This is a genomic window from Blastococcus sp. LR1, assembly GCF_020166105.1.
Classification (GTDB): Bacteria; Actinomycetota; Actinomycetes; order Mycobacteriales; family Geodermatophilaceae; genus Blastococcus.
The window spans coordinates 272,672-294,792 of record NZ_JAIUJY010000001.1 but is presented as its reverse complement, the minus strand read 5'-3'; the positions used below and the strand labels follow the sequence as shown (position 1 = coordinate 294,792).

The 22,121-nt window shown below is 75.1% G+C and carries 22 protein-coding genes; 11 read left to right on the top strand and 11 right to left on the bottom strand.

The window, feature by feature from the left end; all coding sequences use genetic code 11:
- Window positions 1–170: 170 nt before the first annotated feature.
- The gene (gene metF / locus LBW97_RS01415; protein ID WP_224497622.1) at window positions 171–1,085 is read left to right on the top strand and encodes a methylenetetrahydrofolate reductase [NAD(P)H]; all 915 of its coding nucleotides are present in this window, start codon (window positions 171–173) and stop codon (window positions 1,083–1,085) included.
- Here the strand turns inward: metF and LBW97_RS01410 are convergent.
- Both LBW97_RS01410 and LBW97_RS01405 read right to left on the bottom strand, forming a co-directional pair.
- Entirely contained in the window at window positions 1,075–1,710 is a 636-nt protein-coding gene (locus LBW97_RS01410) for a hypothetical protein (protein WP_224497621.1), read from the bottom strand. The genes metF and LBW97_RS01410 overlap by 11 nt on opposite strands.
- A 43-nt stretch (window positions 1,711–1,753) precedes the next feature.
- Complete coding sequence (locus LBW97_RS01405) at window positions 1,754–2,551, bottom strand: lipase (RefSeq protein WP_224497620.1); 798 nt, start codon at window positions 2,549–2,551, stop codon at window positions 1,754–1,756.
- A gap of 45 nt (window positions 2,552–2,596) precedes the next feature.
- Here LBW97_RS01405 and LBW97_RS01400 point away from each other — a divergent pair, with 45 nt between their 5' ends.
- Both LBW97_RS01400 and LBW97_RS01395 read left to right on the top strand, forming a co-directional pair.
- Window positions 2,597–3,289 (top strand): CDP-alcohol phosphatidyltransferase family protein, encoded by a 693-nt coding sequence (locus tag LBW97_RS01400; RefSeq protein ID WP_224497619.1) that lies wholly within the window; start codon window positions 2,597–2,599, stop codon window positions 3,287–3,289.
- Window positions 3,290–3,413: 124 nt separating this feature from the next.
- Window positions 3,414–4,388 carry a carbohydrate kinase family protein gene (locus LBW97_RS01395; RefSeq protein WP_224497618.1) on the top strand — a complete coding sequence of 325 codons (975 nt, stop codon included), beginning with the start codon at window positions 3,414–3,416 and terminating at the stop codon, window positions 4,386–4,388.
- Window positions 4,389–4,495: 107 nt separating this feature from the next.
- Here the strand turns inward: LBW97_RS01395 and LBW97_RS01390 are convergent, their stop codons facing one another.
- The 6 genes from LBW97_RS01390 to LBW97_RS01365 are packed head-to-tail and all read right to left on the bottom strand — an operon-like array spanning window position 4,496 to window position 9,824.
- Complete coding sequence (locus LBW97_RS01390; protein ID WP_224497617.1) at window positions 4,496–5,155, bottom strand: flavin reductase family protein; 660 nt, start codon at window positions 5,153–5,155, stop codon at window positions 4,496–4,498.
- On the bottom strand, window positions 5,152–6,288 hold the full coding sequence (locus tag LBW97_RS01385) for a glycosyltransferase family 2 protein (RefSeq protein WP_224497616.1): 1,137 nt from the start codon (window positions 6,286–6,288) through the stop codon (window positions 5,152–5,154). The genes LBW97_RS01390 and LBW97_RS01385 overlap by 4 nt, the downstream gene beginning before the upstream one ends.
- Entirely contained in the window at window positions 6,285–7,076 is a 792-nt protein-coding gene (locus LBW97_RS01380) for a carotenoid biosynthesis protein (protein ID WP_224497615.1), read from the bottom strand. The genes LBW97_RS01385 and LBW97_RS01380 overlap by 4 nt, the downstream gene beginning before the upstream one ends.
- Window positions 7,073–8,731 (bottom strand): NAD(P)/FAD-dependent oxidoreductase, encoded by a 1,659-nt coding sequence (locus LBW97_RS01375; protein ID WP_224497614.1) that lies wholly within the window; start codon window positions 8,729–8,731, stop codon window positions 7,073–7,075. The genes LBW97_RS01380 and LBW97_RS01375 overlap by 4 nt, the downstream gene beginning before the upstream one ends.
- Window positions 8,728–9,333, bottom strand: coding sequence for an N-acetyltransferase (locus tag LBW97_RS01370; protein ID WP_224497613.1), 606 nt, complete (start codon window positions 9,331–9,333; stop codon window positions 8,728–8,730). Before LBW97_RS01370 ends, LBW97_RS01375 begins: the two co-directional genes overlap by 4 nt.
- Complete coding sequence (locus tag LBW97_RS01365; RefSeq protein WP_224497612.1) at window positions 9,330–9,824, bottom strand: YbaK/EbsC family protein; 495 nt, start codon at window positions 9,822–9,824, stop codon at window positions 9,330–9,332. Before LBW97_RS01365 ends, LBW97_RS01370 begins: the two co-directional genes overlap by 4 nt.
- A gap of 192 nt (window positions 9,825–10,016) precedes the next feature.
- Here LBW97_RS01365 and LBW97_RS01360 point away from each other — a divergent pair, with 192 nt between their 5' ends.
- From LBW97_RS01360 to LBW97_RS01350, 3 genes are read left to right on the top strand one after another with little or no spacing between them, the layout of a single operon-like run.
- Window positions 10,017–10,343, top strand: coding sequence for a DUF6504 family protein (locus LBW97_RS01360; protein ID WP_224497611.1), 327 nt, complete (start codon window positions 10,017–10,019; stop codon window positions 10,341–10,343).
- On the top strand, window positions 10,343–10,810 hold the full coding sequence (locus LBW97_RS01355) for an SAV_6107 family HEPN domain-containing protein (RefSeq protein ID WP_224497610.1): 468 nt from the start codon (window positions 10,343–10,345) through the stop codon (window positions 10,808–10,810). Before LBW97_RS01360 ends, LBW97_RS01355 begins: the two co-directional genes overlap by 1 nt.
- Window positions 10,807–14,637, top strand: coding sequence for a DNA polymerase III subunit alpha (locus LBW97_RS01350; RefSeq protein WP_224497609.1), 3,831 nt, complete (start codon window positions 10,807–10,809; stop codon window positions 14,635–14,637). The genes LBW97_RS01355 and LBW97_RS01350 overlap by 4 nt, the downstream gene beginning before the upstream one ends.
- 11 nt (window positions 14,638–14,648) lie before the next feature.
- Here the strand turns inward: LBW97_RS01350 and LBW97_RS01345 are convergent, their stop codons facing one another.
- Window positions 14,649–14,972, bottom strand: a complete 324-nt coding sequence (locus LBW97_RS01345) for a hypothetical protein (protein ID WP_224497608.1) — start codon at window positions 14,970–14,972, stop codon at window positions 14,649–14,651.
- Window positions 14,973–15,159: 187 nt separating this feature from the next.
- Between LBW97_RS01345 and LBW97_RS01340 the strand changes: the two genes are divergently transcribed.
- The 5 genes from LBW97_RS01340 to LBW97_RS01320 all read left to right on the top strand — a co-directional run bounded on the left by LBW97_RS01340 (window position 15,160) and on the right by LBW97_RS01320 (window position 19,897).
- Window positions 15,160–16,683 (top strand): HNH endonuclease signature motif containing protein, encoded by a 1,524-nt coding sequence (locus tag LBW97_RS01340; protein WP_224497607.1) that lies wholly within the window; start codon window positions 15,160–15,162, stop codon window positions 16,681–16,683.
- A gap of 73 nt (window positions 16,684–16,756) precedes the next feature.
- Window positions 16,757–17,374, top strand: coding sequence for a GDSL-type esterase/lipase family protein (locus LBW97_RS01335; RefSeq protein WP_224498226.1), 618 nt, complete (start codon window positions 16,757–16,759; stop codon window positions 17,372–17,374).
- Window positions 17,375–17,447: 73 nt separating this feature from the next.
- A complete protein-coding gene (locus LBW97_RS01330; protein WP_224497606.1) occupies window positions 17,448–17,927 on the top strand; it encodes a VOC family protein in 480 nt (159 codons plus the stop codon).
- 54 nt (window positions 17,928–17,981) lie between these two features.
- Window positions 17,982–18,716, top strand: coding sequence for a bifunctional 2-polyprenyl-6-hydroxyphenol methylase/3-demethylubiquinol 3-O-methyltransferase UbiG (locus LBW97_RS01325; protein ID WP_224497605.1), 735 nt, complete (start codon window positions 17,982–17,984; stop codon window positions 18,714–18,716).
- On the top strand, window positions 18,713–19,897 hold the full coding sequence (locus tag LBW97_RS01320; RefSeq protein ID WP_224497604.1) for an alkaline phosphatase family protein: 1,185 nt from the start codon (window positions 18,713–18,715) through the stop codon (window positions 19,895–19,897). Before LBW97_RS01325 ends, LBW97_RS01320 begins: the two co-directional genes overlap by 4 nt.
- Here the strand turns inward: LBW97_RS01320 and LBW97_RS20290 are convergent, their stop codons facing one another.
- Both LBW97_RS20290 and LBW97_RS01310 read right to left on the bottom strand, forming a co-directional pair.
- Window positions 19,898–20,842 (bottom strand): sucrase ferredoxin, encoded by a 945-nt coding sequence (locus tag LBW97_RS20290; protein WP_224497603.1) that lies wholly within the window; start codon window positions 20,840–20,842, stop codon window positions 19,898–19,900. It abuts the gene before it with no gap.
- Window positions 20,839–22,062 (bottom strand): cupin domain-containing protein, encoded by a 1,224-nt coding sequence (locus LBW97_RS01310; protein WP_224497602.1) that lies wholly within the window; start codon window positions 22,060–22,062, stop codon window positions 20,839–20,841. The genes LBW97_RS20290 and LBW97_RS01310 overlap by 4 nt, the downstream gene beginning before the upstream one ends.
- Window positions 22,063–22,121: the final 59 nt, after the last annotated feature.

Below are 22,121 nucleotides of genomic sequence, written 5' to 3'. Positions count from 1 at the left end.
GTCCACCTCGTGAGCGGGGCAACTGCCGTGCTCGGGTTCATCGCCGTCTCCTGTTCGATCCTCGGCCGGCCTGTTCCTCGGCCTTCTTCGGTCGACGGCCCGGCTTCGGATGCAGGAGATCTCCGGTGCTCCCGCGAGGCGGCCCGAGCGCGCCCGTACCCTCGGATGCCGTGACCCGGACCGTGCGCGAGCTGCTGGCGACCGAGCGCCCCACCTGGTCGTTCGAGTTCTTCCCGGCCAAGACGGCCGAGGGGGAGGCGCAGCTGTGGACCGCGCTGCGCGAGCTCGAGCGGCTGCGCCCCTCGTTCGTGTCGGTGACCTACGGAGCGGGCGGCTCGACCCGCGAGGGCACGCTCGCGGTGACCGAGCGGATCGCCACCGAGACGACGATGACGCCGCTGGCCCACCTCACGGCCGTCGACCACAGCATCGCCGAGCTGCGGCACATCGTCAGCCGGCTGGCGGCGGCCGGCGTCCGCAACGTCCTGGCGCTGCGCGGGGATCCGCCCGGCGCCGATCCGCAGGCGGACTGGATCGCGCACCCCGAAGGGCTGCAGTACGCCTCGGAACTGGTGGAGCTGATCCGGTCCATCGGCGACTTCTCGGTCGGGGTGGCGGCGTTCCCCGAGCTGCACCCGCGCTCGCCCGACCCGGACTCCGACGTCGAGCAGTTCGTGGCCAAGTGCCGGGCCGGCGCCGACTTCGCGATCACGCAGATGTTCTTCCGCGCCGAGGACTACCTGCGGCTGCGCGACCGGGTGGCCGCACAGGGCTGCGAGGTGCCGATCCTGGCCGGCGTCATGCCGGTGACCAACGTCCGGCAGATCAGTCGGATCGTGGAGCTGTCGGGTCAGGCGTTCCCCGACGACCTGATGGAGCGGTTCACCGCCCTCGACGGGGACCGGCCCGAGGACAAGGCGGCCGTCCGCGACCTCGGCGTCGAGGTGGCCACGGACCTGTGCGGGACCCTGCTGGACGAGGGCGTGCCCGGCATCCACTTCATCACCATGAACCGGTCGACGGCGACCCGTGAGGTGTTCACGAACCTCGTCGGCCGGCCCGGGGACGAGCCGGTCAGCCCTTGAGCGTGCCCTCCAGCACGTCGGCCGTGCGCCCCGCGGCGCGGCGCAGTCCCTCGCGCTCGGCCAGGTAGCCCCCGGCGACGCCGACGACCGGCAGGTTCGACACCGCCCGGGCGAACAGCCCACCCTTGGGCCGGACGTCGAGGGCGTCGTCGATCCGGGTCAGCATCCGGGCGGCCCGCCACAGCGTCTTCGCCGCACCGGAGACGCCGCTGCGGTCCTCCCGGCTGCCCAGGGCCTCGTCGACGTAGGCGCCCTTGGCCCTGATCAGCAGCGGCGTGACGCGGTCGGCCGGCAGGTCCCGGCCCAGCAGCACCTTCGCCAGCACCGACACCCGCTCCGCCGGGGCCTCGACGCCGTGCTCGCCGGCGACGCCGAGGACGACGAGCGACTGGACCGCCGTCCCCACGGTGTTCTGCAGCGGCAGCAGGTCGGCCAGCTTGCCGGCGAACCGCGGCGCCGCCGAGACGCCGGCCGCGACCCTGGACACCTCGTCGGCCCACCACCGCTCGCGCTCCTCGCGCGGGAGCGCCGGCGGGCGGCCGAGCCGGGTCGCCAGCGGGGTGAGCAGCCGGTCGACCCGGCGGAGGACGTCGACGACGACGGCGTCGGACAGCGGAGCAGCCATGCGCCGGTCCTGCCCGGGATCCCCGGATCCGACACACGGGCGCTCAGCCGTCGAGCGTCGAGCAGTCCTCGGCGGTGAGAGGGGCGAGATCCTGGGCGCCGAGTTGCCGCACCACGATGGCCTGCACGACCGGGTCGACGGGCAGCTGCATGTGGCCGACCTGGCGGTCGGCGCACACCGACTGGACGGTCACGTTCACCGCGCCGTCGAGCCGGGCCGTCTCGGGAGGGGTGACGATGGTGTCCTGCGTGGTCCAGACCGAGATCCAGTCGACGCCGTCGGGGGTCTCGTCCTCGGCGAGCGCCGTGAGCAGTTCGCTGCCCGGCACCATCTGCAGGCATGCCTCCGGGCAGCTCTCCGGAGCGAAGGTGGCCCCGAGCTGCGCCACGTCCGTGCCGTGGTGCGGAGCACCCAGGGTCACCACGCGGCGGGCGAGGTCGGCGTTGCCGTCGGTGATCCAGATCCGGGCCACCAGGCCGCCGGCGGAGTAGCCCACGACGTCGACGCTCTCCGCGCCGGTGCGGTCGAGGGCGTCGCGGGCGGCGTCGTCCAGGTTGGCCGCCACCTGGCGGAGGTCGCCGGTTCCGGGAGCCGGCCAGGGGACGACCGTGGCGTCCCGACCCTCCGTCCGCAGCCGGCCGGCCAGCAGGCCCATGCTCTCGACGCTCCCGCCGTAGCCGGGGACGAGCAGCACCGGACCCGGCTCCTCCGCGGCGACCTCCTCCCGCGGGGCCGGCGCGTCGCCCCAGGGGATCAGCAGGGCAGCGACCACCGCCGCGCCGACGAGCGCGATGATCAGGAGGACCAGGGGGAGGCGACGGGCGCGGCGGTCGCTGGACATGCTCCTACTCTCCCTGGTGGCACAGGGCGGGGCGAAGGAGGCGCGGTGCTGGACCGGGAGGAGTACCTCGCCGCGTGGTCGCGCTGGCACGGCGGAGCCGACACCAGCGCGCCGCTGGTGCGCGGCTGGCTGACGCTGGCGCACACCCTGGCCCGGCCCCTGGCGGCGCTCCCTCCGGCCGCGGCCACGGCCGCCGGGCTGGCAGTGGCTGTCGGCGCGGTCGTCCCGGCGGCGGCCGGCGGTGCCTGGCTGGTGCTCGCCGGCGTCCTGATCGGCGTCTCCGGGCTGCTCGACAGCCTGGACGGCGCCCTCGCCATCGGCACCGGGCGCGCGTCCCGCCGTGGGTACGTGCTCGACTCGGTCGTCGACCGGCTGACCGAGGCCGCCTACGCCGCGGCGCTGTGGGCCGCCGGTGCTCCGGGGTGGCTCGCGGTGACCTTCGGCGCGCTGTGCTGGCTGCCCGACTACCTGCGGGCCCGAGCCGGTCAGGCGGGGGTGCGGCGGACGGGTCCGATCTCGGTGTGGGAGCGCCCGACCCGAGTGGCGATGACCGGCCTCACGCTGGGTGGGGCCGGCGTCGTGTCCGGCCTCGACCTGGCCGACCTGGACCCGGTGCGCGTCGTGGTCACGGCCGGAGCCGCCGTCGGTGTGCTGCTGGGCGCGGTCGGCACGGCACAGCTGGGTCGCTGGCTGCACGGCGAGCTGGGCGGCCCGGACGACACCTCGCCGCCCGCCTGAGCCGCGACCTCGGGAGGTCACCGCCGGACGCCGCCTCCTAAGGTGTGCGGTGCCCGACCCCCTTCCAGGCCCTCGCAGCCGGCCGCGTGCCGCCGACGCCAGCCACCCTCACCAGGAGCTCCCCGTGCCCGTCGTCGTCACCGGTTCCATCGCCACCGACCATCTGATGACCTTCCCCGGCCTCTTCACCGAGCAGTTCGTGGAAGGGCAGATGGAGAACGTCTCGCTGTCTTTCCTGGTGGACGACCTGGTGCAGCACCGCGGGGGCGCCGGCGCGAACATGGCCTACGGGCTGGGGCTGCTCGGGCTCGCGCCGGTCCTGGTCGGCGCCGTGGGCAGCGACTTCGCCGACTACGAGGCGTGGCTCGGGCGGCACGGCGTGGACACCGGCAGCGTGCACTGGTCGGAGCTGAAGCACACCGCGCGCTTCGTGTGCACCACCGACCAGGCGAACAACCAGATCGCGTCGTTCTACTCGGGTGCGATGGCCGAGGCCTCGCAGATCGAGCTCGCGCCCGTGGCCGACCGCGTCGGCGGTCCCGACCTCGTCGTCGTCGGCCCGAACGACCCCACCGCGATGGTGCGGCACACCCAGGAGTGCCGGGACCGCGGCTACCCCTTCGCCGCCGACCCCAGCCAGCAGCTGGCCTGGGCCGACGGCGAGATGATCCGCGAGCTCGTGCACGGCGCGGAGGTGCTGTTCAGCAACGAGTACGAGGCGGCGCTGCTGCTGCAGAAGACCGGCTGGACCGCCGAGGAGGTGCTCGACCGGGTCGGCTGCTGGGTGACCACCCGTGCGGCCGACGGCGTGCTGGTGCGCCGCGCGGGCGAGGAGCCGCTGGAGGTCATCGCGGTGCCGGAGACCAAGCCGGTGGAGCCCACCGGTGGCGGTGACGCGCTGCGCGCGGGGTTCATCGCCGGGCGCGCGTGGGGCCTGTCCCTGGAGCGGGCCACCCAGCTCGGCTCCGCCGTCGCCACTTCGGCGGTCGAGGTCATCGGTACGCAGGAGTACGACCTGCCGCGGGAGAGCTTCCTCGGCCGCTTCGCCGAGGCCTTCGGCGCCGACGCCGCGGACGAGATCGCCGCCCACCTGCCATGACGCTGTCGTCCTCCGGACGACACCGCGGCCACCTGCCGTCCCGACTGCGCTGAGCCGCTGCGTCCTCGCTGCGCGGACCCCTCCGGGGCCCACTCGCGAGGACCAGTTCACTGCTCCCTGAGGCGCTCGCCGATCGAGGGGTCGGCGGACCAGGTGCGATAGGGGATGCGCGGGATCTCGCGCACCTCGCCGATCGTCGACCACTCGTTGCCGCCGAGACGGGCCAGCGGGCGCAGGTGCTCGATCCGCGGACGGCCGTCCCGCACCGCCTCGGTCCACGCGCTGACGTGCACCACCCGGCCGAGGACGACGGTGCTGTCGCCGAGCCGGAGCGTGGAGTGCAGCGTGCACTCCAGCGTCACCGGGGAGTCGGCGACGCGCATCGCGGCGACCTTCTCCGCGGGCTCCAGCCGCACCCCGGCCGCCTCCGCCTCGCTCTGGTCGGCGGGGAAGTCGGTGCCGGTGGCGTTGATCTGCTCGAACAGCGCCTCGGGCGTGAGGCTGACCGTGAACTCGCCGGTCGCCTCGACGTTGCGCAGGGAGTCCTTCCGGCCCACCGAGGTGAACTGGACGATCGGCGGGTCCACGCAGGCCACGGTGTAGAAGGAGTGCGGCGCCAGGTTGTGCACGCCCTCGGCGGAGCGGCTGCAGACCCAGGCGATCGGCCGGGGCACGACGACGGAGTTGAGCACCCGGTAGAACGCGCCGACCTCCATCTCGGTGGGATCGAACGAGGTGCGCGGCCGGGACGGATCGGGGGAGGTCACCGGCCCATCGTCGCCGAGGGCCCGCCGGTCGGCGCGACCGGCCGTCCGCGCCAGCTCAGGCTGCCCCGCCGTCGCCCGCGGACCGAGCGCAGCATCAGCACGTCGAGGGTGAGGATCGAGATCGGGTGCGCCAGGGCGTCCGGCCAGGCCCGGCTCCCGGACACGCGGGCGCTGAACAGCCGGCCGGCGACCCCGGCCAGGTAGCCGAGCAGCCCGGCGCGGGAGCCGCCGAGCGCGGCCACCGGCGGCAGCACGTAGACGGCGGTGAGCACCGCCGCCGCCGCGATCCCGGCCGCCGGGCGCCCACCGACCGAGGCCCACAGCGATTTGGCGTAGCCGTCGCGCACCTGCGGCCAGCCTTCGTACATCCGGCAGGCGGCCAGCCGGGAGCCGTCGACCGGGCCGCCGCTGCCACCGGCCCGCTTCACCGCGCGCAGCAGGGCGATGTCCTCCAGCACCTCGCCCCGCACGGCGCCGTGCCCACCGGCTCGGGCGTAGGCGTCCCGCCGGACGACCAGGAACTGGCCGTTGGCCGCGGCCAGCGAGGGCCGGGGGGAGCGCTCGGCCAGTCGCAGCGGCAGCGTCGTCGTCCAGAGCCAGGGGGCCAGCGGCTGCACCAGGCGCTCGGCCGCACCGGTCGCGAGCGGCCGCGGCCAGGGGGAGACGAGGTCCAGGCCGGTGCTGTCGAGCAGTGCGGCGGCGGCGGCGATCGCGTCGGGGAAGAGCCGGACATCGGCGTCCACGAAGACCAGCACCTCGCCGTCGCGGGGGTCGGTCGCCGCGACACCGGCGGCGCAGGCGTGCGGCTTGCCCAGCCATCCCGACGGCAGCGGGGGAGCCGTCACCAGCCGCACCCGGTGGTCGTGCACCGCCCGGACGACGTCGGCGGTGCCGTCGGTGGACCCGTCGTCGACCACCACCACCCGGAACCTGTCGAGCCCGCGCTGGTCGAGCAGCGCGACCAGGCAGTCGCCCACGTGGTGCGCCTCGTCGCGCACGGGGAGGACCACGGTGACCGGCCGGGCCGTTCGCGGCGGATCGGCCGGCGGCTTCCGCAGCAGCACGCTGTTCACGGCGGCGTGCGCCGCGCCCATCGCGGCGACGGCTGCCAGCCCGCGGACGAGGCGGCTCATCGGCGGCGCCGGACAGCAAGGGTCAGGAGCACCGGCACCGCGAGCGCCGCACCCCAGGCGGCGGATCCGGGGAGGCCCAGCCAGCCGGCGTGCGCCAGCGCGCCGCCGAGGGTCATCCAGGCCAGGGCGAGCAGTGGCGCCGCCGGGCCGATCCGGGGCGGTTCGGCGGTGCGCGCGACCAGCAGGTCCAGCAGCGTCATCAGCACCGCGCCGGCGAGCAGCCAGCCGGCCAGGTTGGTGAGCGGCACTGTGTCGATGCCGGGCAGCCCGGGGGAGGGGTGCGCCCAGGTCCAGTAGCCGGCCTGCACCATCTGCGGGTCGAGGACGACGTCCCACGCGGCGAAGATCCCGGCCGCCCAGGCGATCCGCGCCGGCCGCCGGTCGGCGAGATGTCCGGCGAGCAGCCAGCTGGGCCAGGCCATCATCAGCCAGGCCAGCGGCACCAGGAACGGAACGCCGAGCAGCGTCGGGCCCAGGGTGTCGCTGTAGGTGTAGCTGCCGTAGGGGTAGCCGGTGGCCAGGCCGATGCTCTCGAACACGATCGCGGTCAGGGCCACGAGCCCCAGGACCCCGACGCCGGTGCGCGCTCCGCGGCTGAGCCAGGCGTGCACCACCGAGAGCGTCGCGCCGAGCAGCACGATCGCCCAGCTGACCGCGTTGCGGGTGTCGCCTCCGGAGAGCGGATAGGCGATCGCTGTGCCGACGAGCGCGAGTGCCACGACGAGCGGCGCGACCTGGCGTGCGGTCCAGGTGCGGGGCAGTGGGAACGCGGCGATCGAGGGGATCACGAGCGCGCCCGGGCGAGCCGTTCGGCGGCGCGGCGCAGCGACCTGCCGGCCGCCGCCCGGGCGCGGGGGAGCGGGCCGCGGTCGGCGAGCAGCACACGGGCCGCCGTCCGCCCGGAGTTGCCCGAGACCCCGCCGCCGGGGTGGGTCGAGGCGCCGGCCAGGTACAGCCCTGGCAGCCCCGGCACGGTGTAGCCCGAGAGCGCAGGCGTGGGCCGGAGCATGAACATGCTGGCCAGCCCCATCTCCACGTGCATGACGTTGCCACGGAGCAGGGACAGTTCCCGCTCGAGCGCCAGCGGCGTCTGGACGTACATCTCCTGGACCGACGCCGCGAAGCCGGGCGCGTAGCGGTCGACGGCGTCGACCAGCCGACGGGCCTCGACGTCGGCGATGGCGTCCCAGTCGCCGCCGTCGGCCAGCGCGTAGGGGTACCACTGCCCCCAGATGGTGACGACGTGCTTCCCGGGCGGGGCCAGCGTCGGGTCGCTGGCGGAGAACGACATCGCCAGCGGAACCGGCTCGCGGGGAACCCGGCCCGCGCCCCAGTCGCCGTGGGCGGAGGCGAGCTGCCCGCGGTCGGTGCAGAGCAGCTGCAGTCCGTGCAGCGCCAGCTCCGGGTCGACGCCGGGATAGGCCGGCAGGGCGTCGGTCAGCGCGCGGACGACCAGGCCGAAGCCGTTGCCCAGCGGCGGGGCGGCGTCGGCCAGGGCCGGCGGTGCGTCCTCCGCGGCCAGCCGCCTGGTGACGTCGATGTGGCAGGCGGCGACGACGGCGTCCGCCCGCACCGTGCGGCCGGACCGGGTGCGCACGCCGGTCACCCGGCCGTCCTCGACCAGCAGCCGCTCGGCGCCGTCGCCGAGGGTGACCCGTCCGCCGTCGGACTCCAGCCGCGTGCGCAGCGCGCGGGTCAGGCCGCCCGATCCGCCGACCGGATGGCCGGGCGGCACGTCGTGCAGCAGTGCAACCCAGCCGACCATCGCCGCGGTGCCCGGCTCGGACATGGGCGGGCCGGACTGCGCGCCGAACCAGGCCAGCGCCGCCTTGAGCCGCTCGCTGGTGAACCACGTGTCGAGCAGCGCGTCACCGGAGCCCAGGAAGTCGACCGCCAGCTCGCCGCCGGGGGTGCGCGGACGGCCCTCGGCGGGTGCGCCGAGCGGCCAGAACGAGCCGATCAGACCCCGGGCGTTCGGCGCCCGCCCGAAGGAGGCGACGACGGCGCGGCTGCGCGGCCCCCACACCTCGACGAACCGGCGGTAGGCGGCGGCGTCCTCCGGACCGCAGGCCGCCTCGATGGAGGCGCAGGTGGCGTCCAGGTCGACGGAGAAGACCAGCGGGCGGCCGTCGGGTCCGGCGTCGCCCGGGTCCGGTGCGGGGGCGAAGCCCCACGGGTCGCAGTCGATGTAGGTCAGCCCGTGCGTGGCCAGGTCGAGGTCCTCGACGATGCCGCTGTGCCGGACGATCACGTGCGCGCTCGAGCCGCGGTCCACCTGGACGCCGGGCCAGCGCTCGACCGTGGACACCGCACCGCCGAGCACGCTGTCGGACTCGATCACCTCGACGGTCAGGCCCTCGCGGGCGAGGTAGCAGGCCGCCACCATCCCGTTGTGGCCGGAGCCGATGACGACGACGTCGGCCTGGTTCTGCGGGGTGCTCACGCCCGGGAGTTCTCCGGGGAACCGTCGCGCGGATGCATCGGCAGCTTGATGCCGAGGATCGCGAAGGGGCGGCTGTCGCCGGGGAAGTGGTAGTTCCGGGCCAGGTCGACGAAGCCGTCGGCCTGGTACAGCCGGAAGGCCTTCGTGTCGGCGTCGGGGGTGGAGAGCAGGGCGACCGGATGCGGGACGTCGACGAGCGCGTGCAGCAGCCGGCGGCCCAGGCCCTGGCTCTGGGAGCCCGGATCGACGTGCAGCTCGCACACCTCGAAGGCGCCGGGGAGCCACTTCTTCGCCGTCCGCCGGTCGAGCGCGGCGCGCACCTGGTCGTGCCACCACTGCCCGGGGGCGATCAGGTAGCCGTAGCCGAAGCCGACCAGCTGCTCGCCGGCAGGGCCATCACCTTCCCGGGCCTGGGCGAAGGCGCCCACGGCGCGGAAGCCGGGACGCTCGGTGTGCTGGATCGCGTAGCCGTACCGGCCGGCGACGACGCCGGAGTCGTAGCCCATCGCCGCCCCGTAGATGGCCAGCACCGCGTGCATGTTCTCCCGCATCCACTGCGGAGGGAGCTCGAGGATGCGGGTGTCGGGACGGGTGCCGGTCACGGGGCGCCCACCTCGGCCCCGACCTCGACGGCGGTGCCCGCGGTCAGCCGCAGCAGCTCGTCGTAGGTGGTGGGGAAGACGGCCGCGGGATGGCCGGCGGCGGCCCAGACCCGGTCGTGGCGGGCGAGCTCGACGTCGACCAGCGTGCCGAGGGGCTCGGGGTGGCCCAGCGGTGCCACGCCGCCGACCGGCTGACCCGTGTGCCGGCGGACCTCCTCGGCCGGGGCGGGGGTCAGCGAGCGCACGCCGAGGAGGGTCGCGACCTGGGTGGTGTCGACCCGGTGGGCGCCGCTGGTGAGGATCAGGACGGGCGAGCCGTCGGCGAGGAAGACCAGGCTGTTGACGATCGCGCCGACGGGCACGTCCAGCTCGGCCGCGGCGGCCGCGGCGGTGCGGACCTCGGTCGGGAGGACGCGCACCTCACCTCCGGCGCCGGCCTCGGCGAGGGCGCGGGCGACGGCGGCCACCCGGGGGTGCGGTGGTCGGCTCATGCGGTGATCCTGCCACCGCCCCGACGGCGGCGCGCCCGGCCGTGTCACGGCTTGACGGCGACAGGGCGCTCCGGTCTACTGGACGTGTTCGAACATGCGTTCGAACAGTGTTCGGCCCGTTCCGTCCGGCTCTTCCCCGCCGGTGGGACGCCGGGTCGGCGTACGCGCGGGGTGAGGCGTGGGGAGGCTGTCATGAGCCGGGTGCTCGGTGAGGTCGTCGGTCGGACCGGCGAAGAGGTGCAGGTCGAGCGGGGACCGCTCGGGCCGGTGCAGTTCTGGCGCGGGCAGTCGCGCTACGTCGTGGGCGAGATGCTCGACTCCTGGGTGGAGACGGCGCCGTGGTGGCTGCGCGGGAACGAGGCTGCCGGCGGGGCGTCGGCCGAGCTGGTGGCACCCCGCGAGGTCTGGCGGGTCGAGGCGGTCCGGGCCGGGCGGTCGCGGATGAGCTTCGCCGGGGTCTACGACCTGTCGTGGGACGCGTCGGGCAACCGTTGGTGGCTCGTCCGGGTGCACGACTGATGGGCGCCGCACGGGCCGTGCCGGCCGACCAGCTGCCGCTTCCCCCCGCGCTGCCCGCCGCCGCCACGGCGCTGCTCGGCCAGGCGCACCGTGGCCTGACCGCGGCCGCCGCGGCTCCCGATCCGCGGGAGCGGTACGCCACCGCGCACCTGGCCGCGCTCCGCGCCGCCGCGGCGGTGCTGGCCGCCCGCACCCGACCCGAGGGCGGCCGTCGCCGCCCGCGCAGCGCATGGGTCCTGCTCGGGCAGGTCGCTCCGGAGCTGGGGGAGTGGGCCACCTTCTTCGCCGCGGGCGCCACCAAGCGCGCCGCCGCCGAGGCCGGGCTGTCCTCCGCGGTCACCGAGCGGGAGGCCGACGACTTGGTCCGCGACGTGCAGGGCTTCCTGGCGGTGGTGGAGTCCATGTTCGGCTCCCTGGCCGAGCCACCCCGCTATGCGCGGCCCTACGTGGTCTCTTCCCGGCGGTGAGCGACCCCTTCGTCCACCTGCACGTCGCCTCCGGCTACTCCATGCGATACGGGGCCAACCACCCCGCAGACCTGGTCGCCCGTGCCGCCGAGCACGGCATGTCGGCACTGGCCCTCACCGACCGGGACGGGCTCTACGGCGCGGTCAAGTTCGCGCTGGCCTGCCGATCGGCCGGGATCCGGCCGGTCTTCGGGGTCGACCTCGCGGTGGCACCCACCCTCGAGACCACGCTCCCGCCGTCGCTGGCGCGGGTCCTGGACGGCTCGGTGGACGGCGCCCGGTCCCCGCGGGCACGGTCCGCGGGGACGACGACGGGCCGCCGGTCGCCCGCCCGGGGTGGCGCGAGCGTCGACCCGCGGCTGCCCCGGGTCACCTTCCTGGCCCGCGACGGCGCCGGCTGGCGGTCGCTGTGCCGGCTCACCAGCGCGACCCACCTGCGCGGCACCCGCGGCGAGCCGGTCAGCTCGCTGGCCATCGCCGCCGAGCACGCCGAGGGACTGACCCCGCTGCTGGGCCCGGGCTCGCCGGTGGGGCGGGCGCTGCTGGCCGGGCGGGCCGACGTCGCCGCGGCCGTGCTCGATGCGTGGCGGGCGGTCTTCGGTCCGACGCTGGCGCTGGAGGTGGTGCACCACCGCGGCCGGGGCGACCGGCAGCGCGCGCAGGCGATGCTCCGGTTCGCCGCCGAGCACCAGGTGCCCGTCGTCCTGAGCAACGCCGTCCGCCACGTCGACGCCCTCGACGCGCCGACGGCCGACGTCCTCGACGCCGCCCGCCGACTGGTTCCGCTGGGGCAGCGCAACGTCGACCGCACGACGGCCGAGGGATACCTGAAGTCGGGCAAGGAGATGGCCGGGGTCGCCGAGGACCTGATGGGTCCGGACCGGGACGCCGCGCTGCGGCTGCTCGAGCGCACCGCCCGGCTGGCCGAGCAGTGCGCCGTCGACGTCACCGCCGACCTGGGGATCGGCAGCGTCCGCTATCCGGAGCTCGATGTCGTCACCACGCCGTCCGAGCGGGGGATGAGCTCCGCGCAGGTGCTGCGGGCCCGCTGCGAGGCGGGCATGGGCCGGCGCGGCATGGCGCCCACGGCCCGGGTGCGGCAGCGGCTGGACGAGGAGCTCGGGGTCATCGAGCAGCTCGGCTATCCGTCGTACTTCCTCACCGTCGCCGACGTCGTAGACCTCATCAAGAGCTTGAGGGTTCGCGCTGCGGCGCGCGGCTCCGGCGCCGGCAGCCTGGTCACCTACCTGCTCGGCATCTCCGACGTCGACCCGCTGCGCTACGGGCTGCTGATGGAGCGGTTCCTGTCGCCGCTGCGCCACCAGCTGCCCGACATCGACATCGACGTCGAGTCCGCGCGCCGCATGGAGGTCTACGACGCGGTCATCGACCGCTTCGGGGCCGACCGGGTCAGCTGCATCTCGATGATGGACACCTACCGGGTGCGGCACGCCATCCGCGACGTCGGCGCCGCGCTGGGGCTGCCACCGGCGGAGATCGACGCCGTCGCCAAGGCGTTCCCGCACATCCGGGCCAACCAGGTGCACGCCGCGCTCAAGGACCTGCCGGAGCTGCGGGCCAGCCGGTACGGGTCCAAGCGGTCCGGTGGCACCGGCGACCTGGACCTGATGTTCGACCTGGTGTCGCGGCTGGACGGGCTGCCCCGGCACATCGCCCTGCACCCGTGCGGAGTGCTGCTGTCGGACGCCACGCTGCTCGACCGGACTCCGGTGGAGAGCAGCTACCTCGGCTACCCGATGAGCCAGTTCGACAAGGACGACGTCGAGGAGCTGGGGCTGCTCAAGCTCGACCTGCTGGGCATCCGGATGCAGTCGGCGATCGCGCACGCCCTCGACGAGGTTGCCCGGGTCGACGGCGAGACGGTCGACATCGACGCGGTGCCGCGGGACGACCCGACGACGTTCGAGCTGATCCGCTCCACCCGCACGCTCGGCATGTTCCAGATCGAGTCGCCGGGGCAGCGGGAGCTGGTCGGCAAGTTCGGGCCGCAGACGTTCGAGGACATCATCGTCGACATCTCGCTGTTCCGGCCCGGGCCGGTGAAGAGCGACATGGTCACCCCGTTCCTCATGGCGCGGAACGGCTGGCAGGAGGCCCGGTACCCGCACCCCGACCTGGAGTTCGCGCTCGCCGAGACCGCCGGGGTGGTGGTCTTCCACGAGCAGGTGCTGCAGGTGGTGTCCCGGATGACCGGCTGCACGCTGGCCGAGGCCGACGAGGTGCGCCGGGCGCTGGGGGAGAAGGATGCCCATCCCGAGGTGCGGACCTGGTTCCTGCCCCGTGCCCTGGACGCCGGTTATCCGGTGGAGGTCGCCGAGCAGGTCTGGCAGGTGCTGGTCGCCTTCGGGTCGTTCGGTTTCTGCAAGGCGCACGCGGCGGCGTTCGCGCTGCCCACCTACCAGTCGGCGTGGTTGAAGACCCACCACCCGGCGGCGTTCCTGGCCGGCGTGCTCACCCACGACCCCGGCATGTACCCGAAGCGGTTGATCCTCGACGACGCCCGCAACTTCGGCATCCGGGTGCTCGGGCTCGACGTGAACGCCTCCACCGGCTCCTACCAGGTCGAACGCCTGAACCCCGATCCTGAGGTGGAGGGTGAGGGTTGGGGTCGTCCGGAGTGGATGCCGGCGGCGATGCGCGATCCCTCGGGGTACGGGATCCGGCTCTCGCTGGCCGACGTGAAGGGCATCTCCGACGACGAGGTGGCCCGGGTCGTCAACGGCCAGCCCTATCGGTCACTGACGGATTTCTGGTCGCGGGCGTCGGTGTCCCGGCCGGTGGTGGAGCGGCTGGTGCTGGCCGGGGGGTTCGACTCGCTCTACGGGTTCGGCATGCGCGACCGGGAGGCCGGCCGGCCGACGCGGCGGCGGCACCAGGTGACCCGGCGCGACCTGCTGCTGCAGATCAGCGAGCTGGACCGGTGGAGCCGCAGTGGCGCGCGGGCGACGTCGGACGGGCAGCTGAGTCTGGACCTGATGGGGATGGGGCTGCCCGAGGAGGAGGCCGCTCCGGAGTTCCCGGGCATGGAACCCCCGGGCATGGAGCTCCCGGGCATGGAGCTCCCCGGCATGGAGCTCGCCGGCCTGGAGAGCGCCGCCGTCGGGCCGTCGTGGGCGGAGGGCAGCGGGCTGCCGGAGTTCACCGATGCCGAGCTGGTGCGCGCCGAGCTGGAGGTGCTCGGTCTGGACGCCAGCCGGCACGTCATCGACTTCTACAAGCCGTTCCTCTCGGCGCTGGGCGCGGTGCCGGCCGGGGAGCTGCTCGGCTGCCGCAGTGGCTCGGAGGTGCTGGTGGCCGGGGTGAAGGTGGCGACCCAGACGCCGCCGATCCGCTCCGGACGGCGGGTGGTGTTCGTGACCCTCGACGACGGCAGCGGCTGCACGGACTCGACGTTCTTCGAGGACGCACAGGGTCCGTACGCGGCGACGGTCTTCCACTCGTGGCTGCTGGTCATCCGCGGGGTGCTGCGCCGCACCGGGCCGCGCGGGATGTCACTGCGGGCGACGGGTGCCTGGGAGCTGCCGGCGCTGCACGAGGCGTGGGAGGCCGGTGGGCTGGAGTCCGTGGCCGAGCAGATGGCCGCCCCGGGGGAGATCACCGAGGAGTCGATCGCCGGGGCTGCTGCGTCGAGGAACTCCCGGCCGGTCATGGTGCGGCCGGTGCTCGTGCACCCGACCGGCTTCCGGATGTCTCCCTACGCCGACATCAAGCCGGCCGGCGACGACGCGGCGACGGCTGCTCGGCGGGCGGCGTCCGCACCGCCGCGGAAGCTGTGGCACTCCAGCCCGGGCAGCTCCGGGCACTGACGCCGTCGGAGTCAGTGCCCGGCAGCGGTCCCGGCCCTCGCACGGTCGCGCAGCAGGCCCACGGTGACCGCCTGGGCGGCGGCGACCAGCACCCCGCCGCCCACGGCCGCCGCGTAGAAGGTCCATTCCGGTCGCCCCTGTTCGACCGCGAACGCCCCGGCGAGGACCAGCGCGGCGATGCCCAGATCGGAGGCGTACCGCCGCCCGGTGGGCAAGGGGCGGGACACGCGCCACCAGGAGGCGGGCAGCCGGGCCGACCGGGCGACCCAGTGCACCTGCACGACGGCCACCACCACCGCCAGGAAGATCAGCACCAGACCGACCGGAATCGCCATGCCCAGAACCTAGCGATTCCGGGCCGGGCCGGGGAGATGCGGAGGGCTTCCGTCATCGCCGCGTGCGAGGCCCGCGGATCCCATCCCCGAGCCGTGCGACCTCGCCGTCGACCTGTCGCCGGAATCCGTGCGAGAAAGCCCAGGTCGAAGCCCGAGAACTGTCGTACCCCGTCCGTAGGTTCAGGGTGTGTTCGAGGGCTGGGGTGTGGGGCTGGCGGTGGCGGAGATGCTGCCCGCGCACCCCGGCTCGTCCGGACGACCCACCCGGTTGTCCGAGGCCCTCCCCGTACGGGGACGCAGTCCCGAGGGGAAGGCGTACGAGCTCCGTCGTGTCCAGCAGCTGAAGTCCGCGATCGCCGCCTACGAGGCCGACCTGATCGCCGGGCTCGCCGCCGACCGTCCGGCCACTGCCGACCTGCGCAGCGGCACGCCGGGAGCCGCAGCCGAGGGCTGGTGCACCCCGGACGCCGCCGACCTGGCACGGCTGGGCGGGGTCAGCGAGTTCTTCCCCGACGAGCTCGCGCAGGTGCTGCACTGCTCGCGGGCGCAGGCCACCACGACGGCCACGCACGCGCTCACCCTGGTGCATCTCCTGCCGGCGACCTGGGCGACGTTGGCCGACGGCCGCATCGACTGGCCGCGGGCCCGCGGCCTCGCGCAGCAGCTCGGCCCGTCAGCGGAGGAAGTCGCGCCCGGAGTCCTCGCGGCGGTGGAGGCCGTGGTGCTGTCGCGAGCCATGGAGCTCTCGGTGACGGGGCTCCGGGCCCTCGCGGAACGGGAACTCGCCCGGCTCGATCCGCTCGCGGCCGCACATCGGCGCCGCCGCGCGGCGAAGGCTGCCGACGTCCGGCTCCGCCCGGCGCCCGACGGCATGGCGGAGCTCTCGGTGTTCCTGCCCGCCCCGGCCGCCGCGGCCGTCTACGAGACAGCGGACCGGTACGCACGCCTGGAGAAGGAGGCCGGCTCCCCGGAACCCATCGGCGTGCTGCGGGCGCGGGTCCTCGTCGCTCTCGTGCTCCGCCCGTGGGACACCAGCCGTCCGCCGGTCACCGCACACCTGACCGTGCTGGCACCGCTCCCGGTCCTGGCGAACAGCGTCGGCGTCGGCGCGGTCGACGGCCGACCGATCACGGCGAGGGACCTCCGCGAACTGTTGGAACAGCTCGACGCGCTCTGTCCTGGCGGCCTGCAGGCGCCGACCGGCGGCAGCATGCTCCTGGCGCTCACCGATCCGGGCACGGGAAGGCTGCGCGCGACAGTCACACGGCGCGAGCTGGAGACCCTGGTCCGCCGTGGCTGCCCGACCCATCCCGGACCCGACAGCGACTGCGCGTGCGCGGTCCTCGGCGAACCCGAAGCGCCCGACCGTTACAGCCCGACGCGCGCGCAACGCCGCTTCCTCCGGGCTCGAGACCACCGGTGCCGGATGCCCGGCTGCTCGTCGCGAGCCGGCTGGGTCGACCTCGACCACGTCGTGCCGCACAGCGACGGCGGCGAGACGTCCTGCGACAACCTCTGCTGTCTGTGCCGCCGGCACCACCGGCTCAAGACCCATGTGCCCGGCTGGACCTTCGTGATGGACGACGACGGCGTCCTCACGGTCACCACCCCGAGTGGCGTCACCCGGGTGACCCGGCCGCCGGGCTCCGACTGGAACCTGGATCCCACCCCTGAGCCACGCGACCTCGTCGTCGACCCGCCGCCGTTCTGAACCGACCACGGCTGCTCGCCCTCATGCCTGCCCGCTCGGCCCGACCAGCCCACAGGATGGAGACGTGACCTCGATGCGTGATCTGCGCGTGTGCTTCGTCGGTGACTCGTTCGTCGCCGGGGTCGGTGACCCCGAGCACCGGGGCTGGGTCGGCCGGTTGTGCGCCCGCAGCGCTGACGCCGGCCGGCCGCTGACCGCCTACAACCTCGGGGTCCGCCGGGAGACGAGCGCCGACGTGCTCGCCCGCTGGCACGCGGAGTGCTCGCCCCGGCTGGCACTGGGGGAGGACCGCCGGGTCGTGATCTCCCTCGGCGTCAACGACACGACCGTCGACGACACCAGCGTCGAGTTCGGCGGCGTGCGGGTCGCGCCGGACTCCTCGGTCGCCGCCCTCTCCGCGCTGCTGGACGGCGTCGCCGGGGAGGGATGGTCGGCCCTGGTCGTCGGCCCGCCGCCGATCGCCGACGCTGACCAGAACCGCCGCATCGGCGCGCTCGACCTCCGCTTCGCCGAGCTGTGCGCCGCCCGGGACGCCCCCTACGTCTCCGTGTTCGGCTCCCTCGCGGAGTGCCCCGTCTGGTGCCGGGAGGTGGCGACGGGCGACGGCGCGCATCCGGGAGCGGCCGGGTACCAGCGCCTCGCCGACGTGGTGTGGCCGGCCTGGTCGGCGTGGACGGAGACGCACCGATGAGTTCGGAGGAGGAGGACGGTCTCCACTCCTGACAGCACCGGCGACCTGGCCGGCACCCGAGGGAGGACCAGTCATGCCCAAGCAGATCCCCTGCATCTGGATGGACGGCACCGCCGAGCAGGCCGCCGAGCTCTACACGTCCGTCTTCCCGAACTCCTCGATCGGCGACGTCACCCGCTACGGCCCCGGCCAGCCGATGCCCGAGGGCACCGCGATGACCGTCAGCTTCACCCTCGACGGCCAGGAGTACGTCGCGCTCAACGGCGGTCCGCAGTTCCCGCACAGCGAGGCGATCTCCTTCCAGATCATGTGCGCCGACCAGGAGGAGACCGACCACTACTGGAACCGGCTCACCGACGGCGGCGAGGAGAGCATGTGCGGCTGGCTCAAGGACCGCTTCGGTGTCTCCTGGCAGGTCATCCCGAGCGAGCTGCCCAGCCTGCTCGGTGACCCCGACCCCGGCCGGGCCCAGCGCGCTGCCCAGGCGATGTTCCAGATGCGCCGCATCGACGTCGCCGCCATCCGGCAGGCGGCCGACAGCGTCCCCGCCTGAGGGCGCCGGCCAGCACCCCGTCATCACGGCCACCCCGCCACTAGGCTCCGGTGGGTGCCGACAGTTCCTCCCTCGCCGACCGCGGCCCAGCTGCCCGTCCGCACCGCCGCCGTGTGGGCCGCGCTCGACCCGCTCGTGGGCGCGGGCAGCCCGCTGCGTGTGCTCGACGTCGGCGGTGGGAGCGGCATGTTCGCCGTCCCCCTCGCCCGGCTGGGGCACACCGTCACCGTCGTCGACCCCAGCGCCGACGCCCTCGCCACGCTGCGCCGCCGTGCCCAGAACGACGGCGTGGGGGAGCAGGTCGTCGGCGTCCAGGGCGACGGCGACCTGCTGCACGAGGTGCTCGCCGACGACGGCGGCTACGACCTCGCCCTCTGCCACTCCGTCCTCGAGGTGGTCGACGACCCGGCGGTGACGCTGCGCGAGATCGCCGGCGCCCTGCGGCCGGGCGGAACCGTGAGCCTCGCCGTCGCCAACCGGGCGGGGGCCGTCCTCGCCCGGGCCATCGCCGGCCAGCCGGTGGATGCGCTCGCCGTCCTCCGCGACCAGGAGACGGTCCCCGGCCGGACCGGTCGCCGCCGGTTCACCCACGGCGACCTCCTGGTCCTCGTCGACGGTGCCGGCCTGACCGCGGGCGAGTGGCGCGGGGTGTCGGTCGTCGCGGACCTGCTCGAGGCGGCGTCGGGAGCCGACGTGGCAGCGGTCCGCAACCTGGAGCTGGCGCTCGCCGGGACCTCGCCCTACCGCGAGGTGGCCGCCGGGCTGCACCTGCTGGCCACCCGGCCGTGACTTCCCCGGCCGGCGCGCTCCCCGCCGACCTGCAGGTGCCGGCCTACGGCGCGGCCAGCCTGGCCGACGTCCTCCCGAGTGCGACCGCGGCCCTCGGCACGCCGCTGAACCGCGGCGACGTGCCCGCCGATCCGCTCGGCCTCACCGAGGCGCTGCAGGGCGCCCGTCGCGTGGCCGTCCTGCTCGTCGACGGCCTCGGCGCCGACCTGATCCGCGCGCACGCCGAGCTCGCGCCCACCCTGTCCGCGCTGACCAGCCCGGCCGGTGACCTCGCCGCGCCCTGCCCCAGCACCACGCCGGTCAGCCTCACGACCCTCACCACCGGACTTCCGCCGGGCAGCCACGGCGTGCTCGGCTTCGTCACCGAGGTGCCGGGGGAGGGGCGCACCCTCAACCACACCCAGTGGGCCGACGACCCCGACCCCGCCGACTGGATGGCGCAGCCGACGGTCTTCGAGCGGGCCGCCGCCGACGGGATCGCCGTCACCGCCGTCGGCCCGTGGGCCTACGCGGGTTCGGGGCTCACCGAGGCCGCCTACCGCGGCGGGAACTACACCGGAAGCGTCGGCCCCGGCGACCTCACCGCCCTGATGCGCACCGCCCTGGACGCCGGCCCCCGCGCCCTGGTCTACGGCTACCTCGCCGAGCTGGACCTCACCGGGCACGTCCGCGGCGTCGACTCCCCGAGCTGGCGGGCCCAGCTCCAGCAGGTCGACGCCCTCGTCGCGCAGCTCGTGGATGAACTCCCGGACGACGCCGCCCTGCTGGTCACCGCCGACCACGGGATGCTCGACGTCCCGGCGCACACCCGGTTCGACCTCGACGAGGAACCCGACCTCGCCGACGGCGTGCGGCTGCTCGCCGGCGAACCCCGGGCCCGCTACGTGCACGCCGAGCCGGGCGCCGAGGACGACGTCCTCGAGCGCTGGCGCGGCGTCCTCGGCGACCGCGCCTGGGTCGTCGGCCGCGACGAGGCGATCGCCTCCGGCGTCTTCGGCCCCGTCGACGCCGCGCTCGCCGCCCGGATCGGCGACGTCGTCGCGCTCGCCCGGGGCAGCTGGGCGCTGGTGACGCCCCGGCTCGAGCCCGGACCCAGCAGGCTGGCGGCGTACCACGGCTCGCTCACCGCCACCGAGCTCGCGATCCCGCTGCTCCTGGCCCACGGCCGCGCCCTGGGTTGATCAGTTCGCGAACGTCACCTGCCACGTTCGCGAGTGGGCGGGGTGGACGGCGCGGCAGGTGAGCAGGGCTGTCGTCTCCGAGGGGGAGCTCTCCACGTCGGTGACGACGTCGCCGTCCGGCCCGGCCAGGGTCACCGTCCACCGCTCGACGTGCGCGCCCGGCGGCGTCCGCTGGACGACCGAGACCACCGGCAGGTCCTCGATGCCGAGCAGCCCCAGTTCGGCGCGGGCGAAGTGCTGCGCCGCCTGGCCCGGGACGGGCACCCCGGCCCGGCCACGCAGCCACGGCAGCGCGACCTGCCCGCGACCGTGGGCGGCCACCAGATCGGCGCCGTCGCCAGGCACCTGCCCGTAGTAGAAGCCGTGCGGAAGGACGACGACGTTCGCGGCGAAGCGGTCCCCGCCCAGGTGGCTGCACTCCCAGACGGCCGCCGTCGACCGGGCCATCGCCCGGGCCAGCGGCCGGCCACGCAGCGCACAGCAGGCGTCGTGGCCGCCGTGGGTGCAGACCAGGTAGACCGGCTCCGTCGCGGCCTCGCCGACCGATCCGTCCCACGGCGCGGTGAGCAGCTCGGCGTCCGACGACCGCACCGACCACCAGAGCCCCTCGCGGCCGGCCCGGCTGTCGGCGTAGGCCCAGCGCCGGCCCGAGTCGGCGAGCCGGTCGCCCGGCCTGCGGACCAGCAGCAGGCGGACCCCCTCGGCCCGTGACCGCCGGGCGAGCTGCGGCGCCACGGCGCTGTCGAACCGGGACTCCGGAAGGGCGTCGTGCCCCCACGGCCCCGGCTGCTCGATCAGCAGCCAGCGCGTGGCGGGGGAGGCGGTGGCCACCGGGGAGTCGCCGCGGAGCAGCGCCTGCGCCGAGCAGCGCGCGTCGTCGATCCGGCCTGCCGGCCGGCCCGGGACGTCGGTGCGGCAGAAGTCGTCAGGCGTTCCGGCGCTCACGGCGCGGACGGCGGGCTCGACAGCTCGATGTCGGGGACCGTGGCGATCGACTCGGTCACCAGCCGACGGGCCAGCGCGATCCGGTCGGCCGCGTCGAGGCCGGGGAGGTCGGCGACCTTGAGCTCGCCGACGGCCAGCAGCTCGGCCAGCGCGGGCCGCTCCGACGCCGGAAACGTATGGGTGCGCCGCCCGCCGATGAGCAGCACCTGGCCGTCGGCGCCGTCGCGGAGGGCGCACCGCAGCCGGGTCCGCAGCCGCAGCACGGTGTCCGCCGTCAGCGCGGAGGCCGCGGTGGCCTGCGCCAGCGGCGCCACGGGCTCGGGGCGCACCTGCGCCCAGGTGCGGGCGCGCAGCCGCTCGGCGACCTCGGCGGGGTCGACCCGGCCCAGCCACTCCTGCAGGGAGGAGACGACGGCGGCGACGTCCTCGGCGAGGACGTCGGGATCGCCCAGGTCCACGCCCAGGGGGAACGAGCCGCGCAGCGAGCGGTCCTCGGCGGCCAGCGTCCGCACCAGGTCCAGCGCCGACTCCGCGGCCGCCCAGCGGGTCACGGAGTGGATGCCGACGGTCAGGTGGGCGCTGATCTCGCCGAGCGCCCGGGCGGAGTGCAGGTAGCCGCGGGGCAGGTAGAGGGCGTCGCCGGGGCGCAGCACCGCGTCGATGACCGGCTCGCGCTCGGCGGCGGCGGCGACCTCGTCGGCCCGGTCGTTCCAGACCTGGGTCCGCAGCGGGTCGGGGAGGACCGGCTCGTGGATCGTCCAGTGCTTCTCGCCGGCGACCTGCAGCACGAAGACGTCGTGGACGTCGTAGTGCGGGCTGAAGCCGCGGGAGGACGGCGGGGTGACGTACGCGTTCACCTGCGTCGGGTGGCCCAGGTCGGCGGCGAGGGAGTCGGCGAACTCGATCAGCGGCGGCCACAGCCGGTGCAGGCCCTGCAGGACGACGGTGCTGCCCTCGGCGAACAGCCGCAGCACGGAGTCCGAGCTCACCTGGTCGGCGATCTCCGCCCCGGCGCCGCCGGAGGTCGTGAAGCGCTTGGCGTCGACGACGGCGCCGTCCTTCGCGATGCGCAGGAACGGTGTGCGCAGGCCGCGGCGGGAGAGCAGCTCGTCGACCGCCGGGAGGTCGAGCAGATCGGTGAAGGAGTTGCCGGTCTCCTCGGCGCGGGTCAGCAGGGGCCGCTGCGCCCAGTACTTCTCGCCGAACTCGTCCGGCGCCATGTTGGTGCACCGCCGCAGGGCGGGGCGGAGCAGCTGCTCCGCCCCGCCCTGCGAGGTCG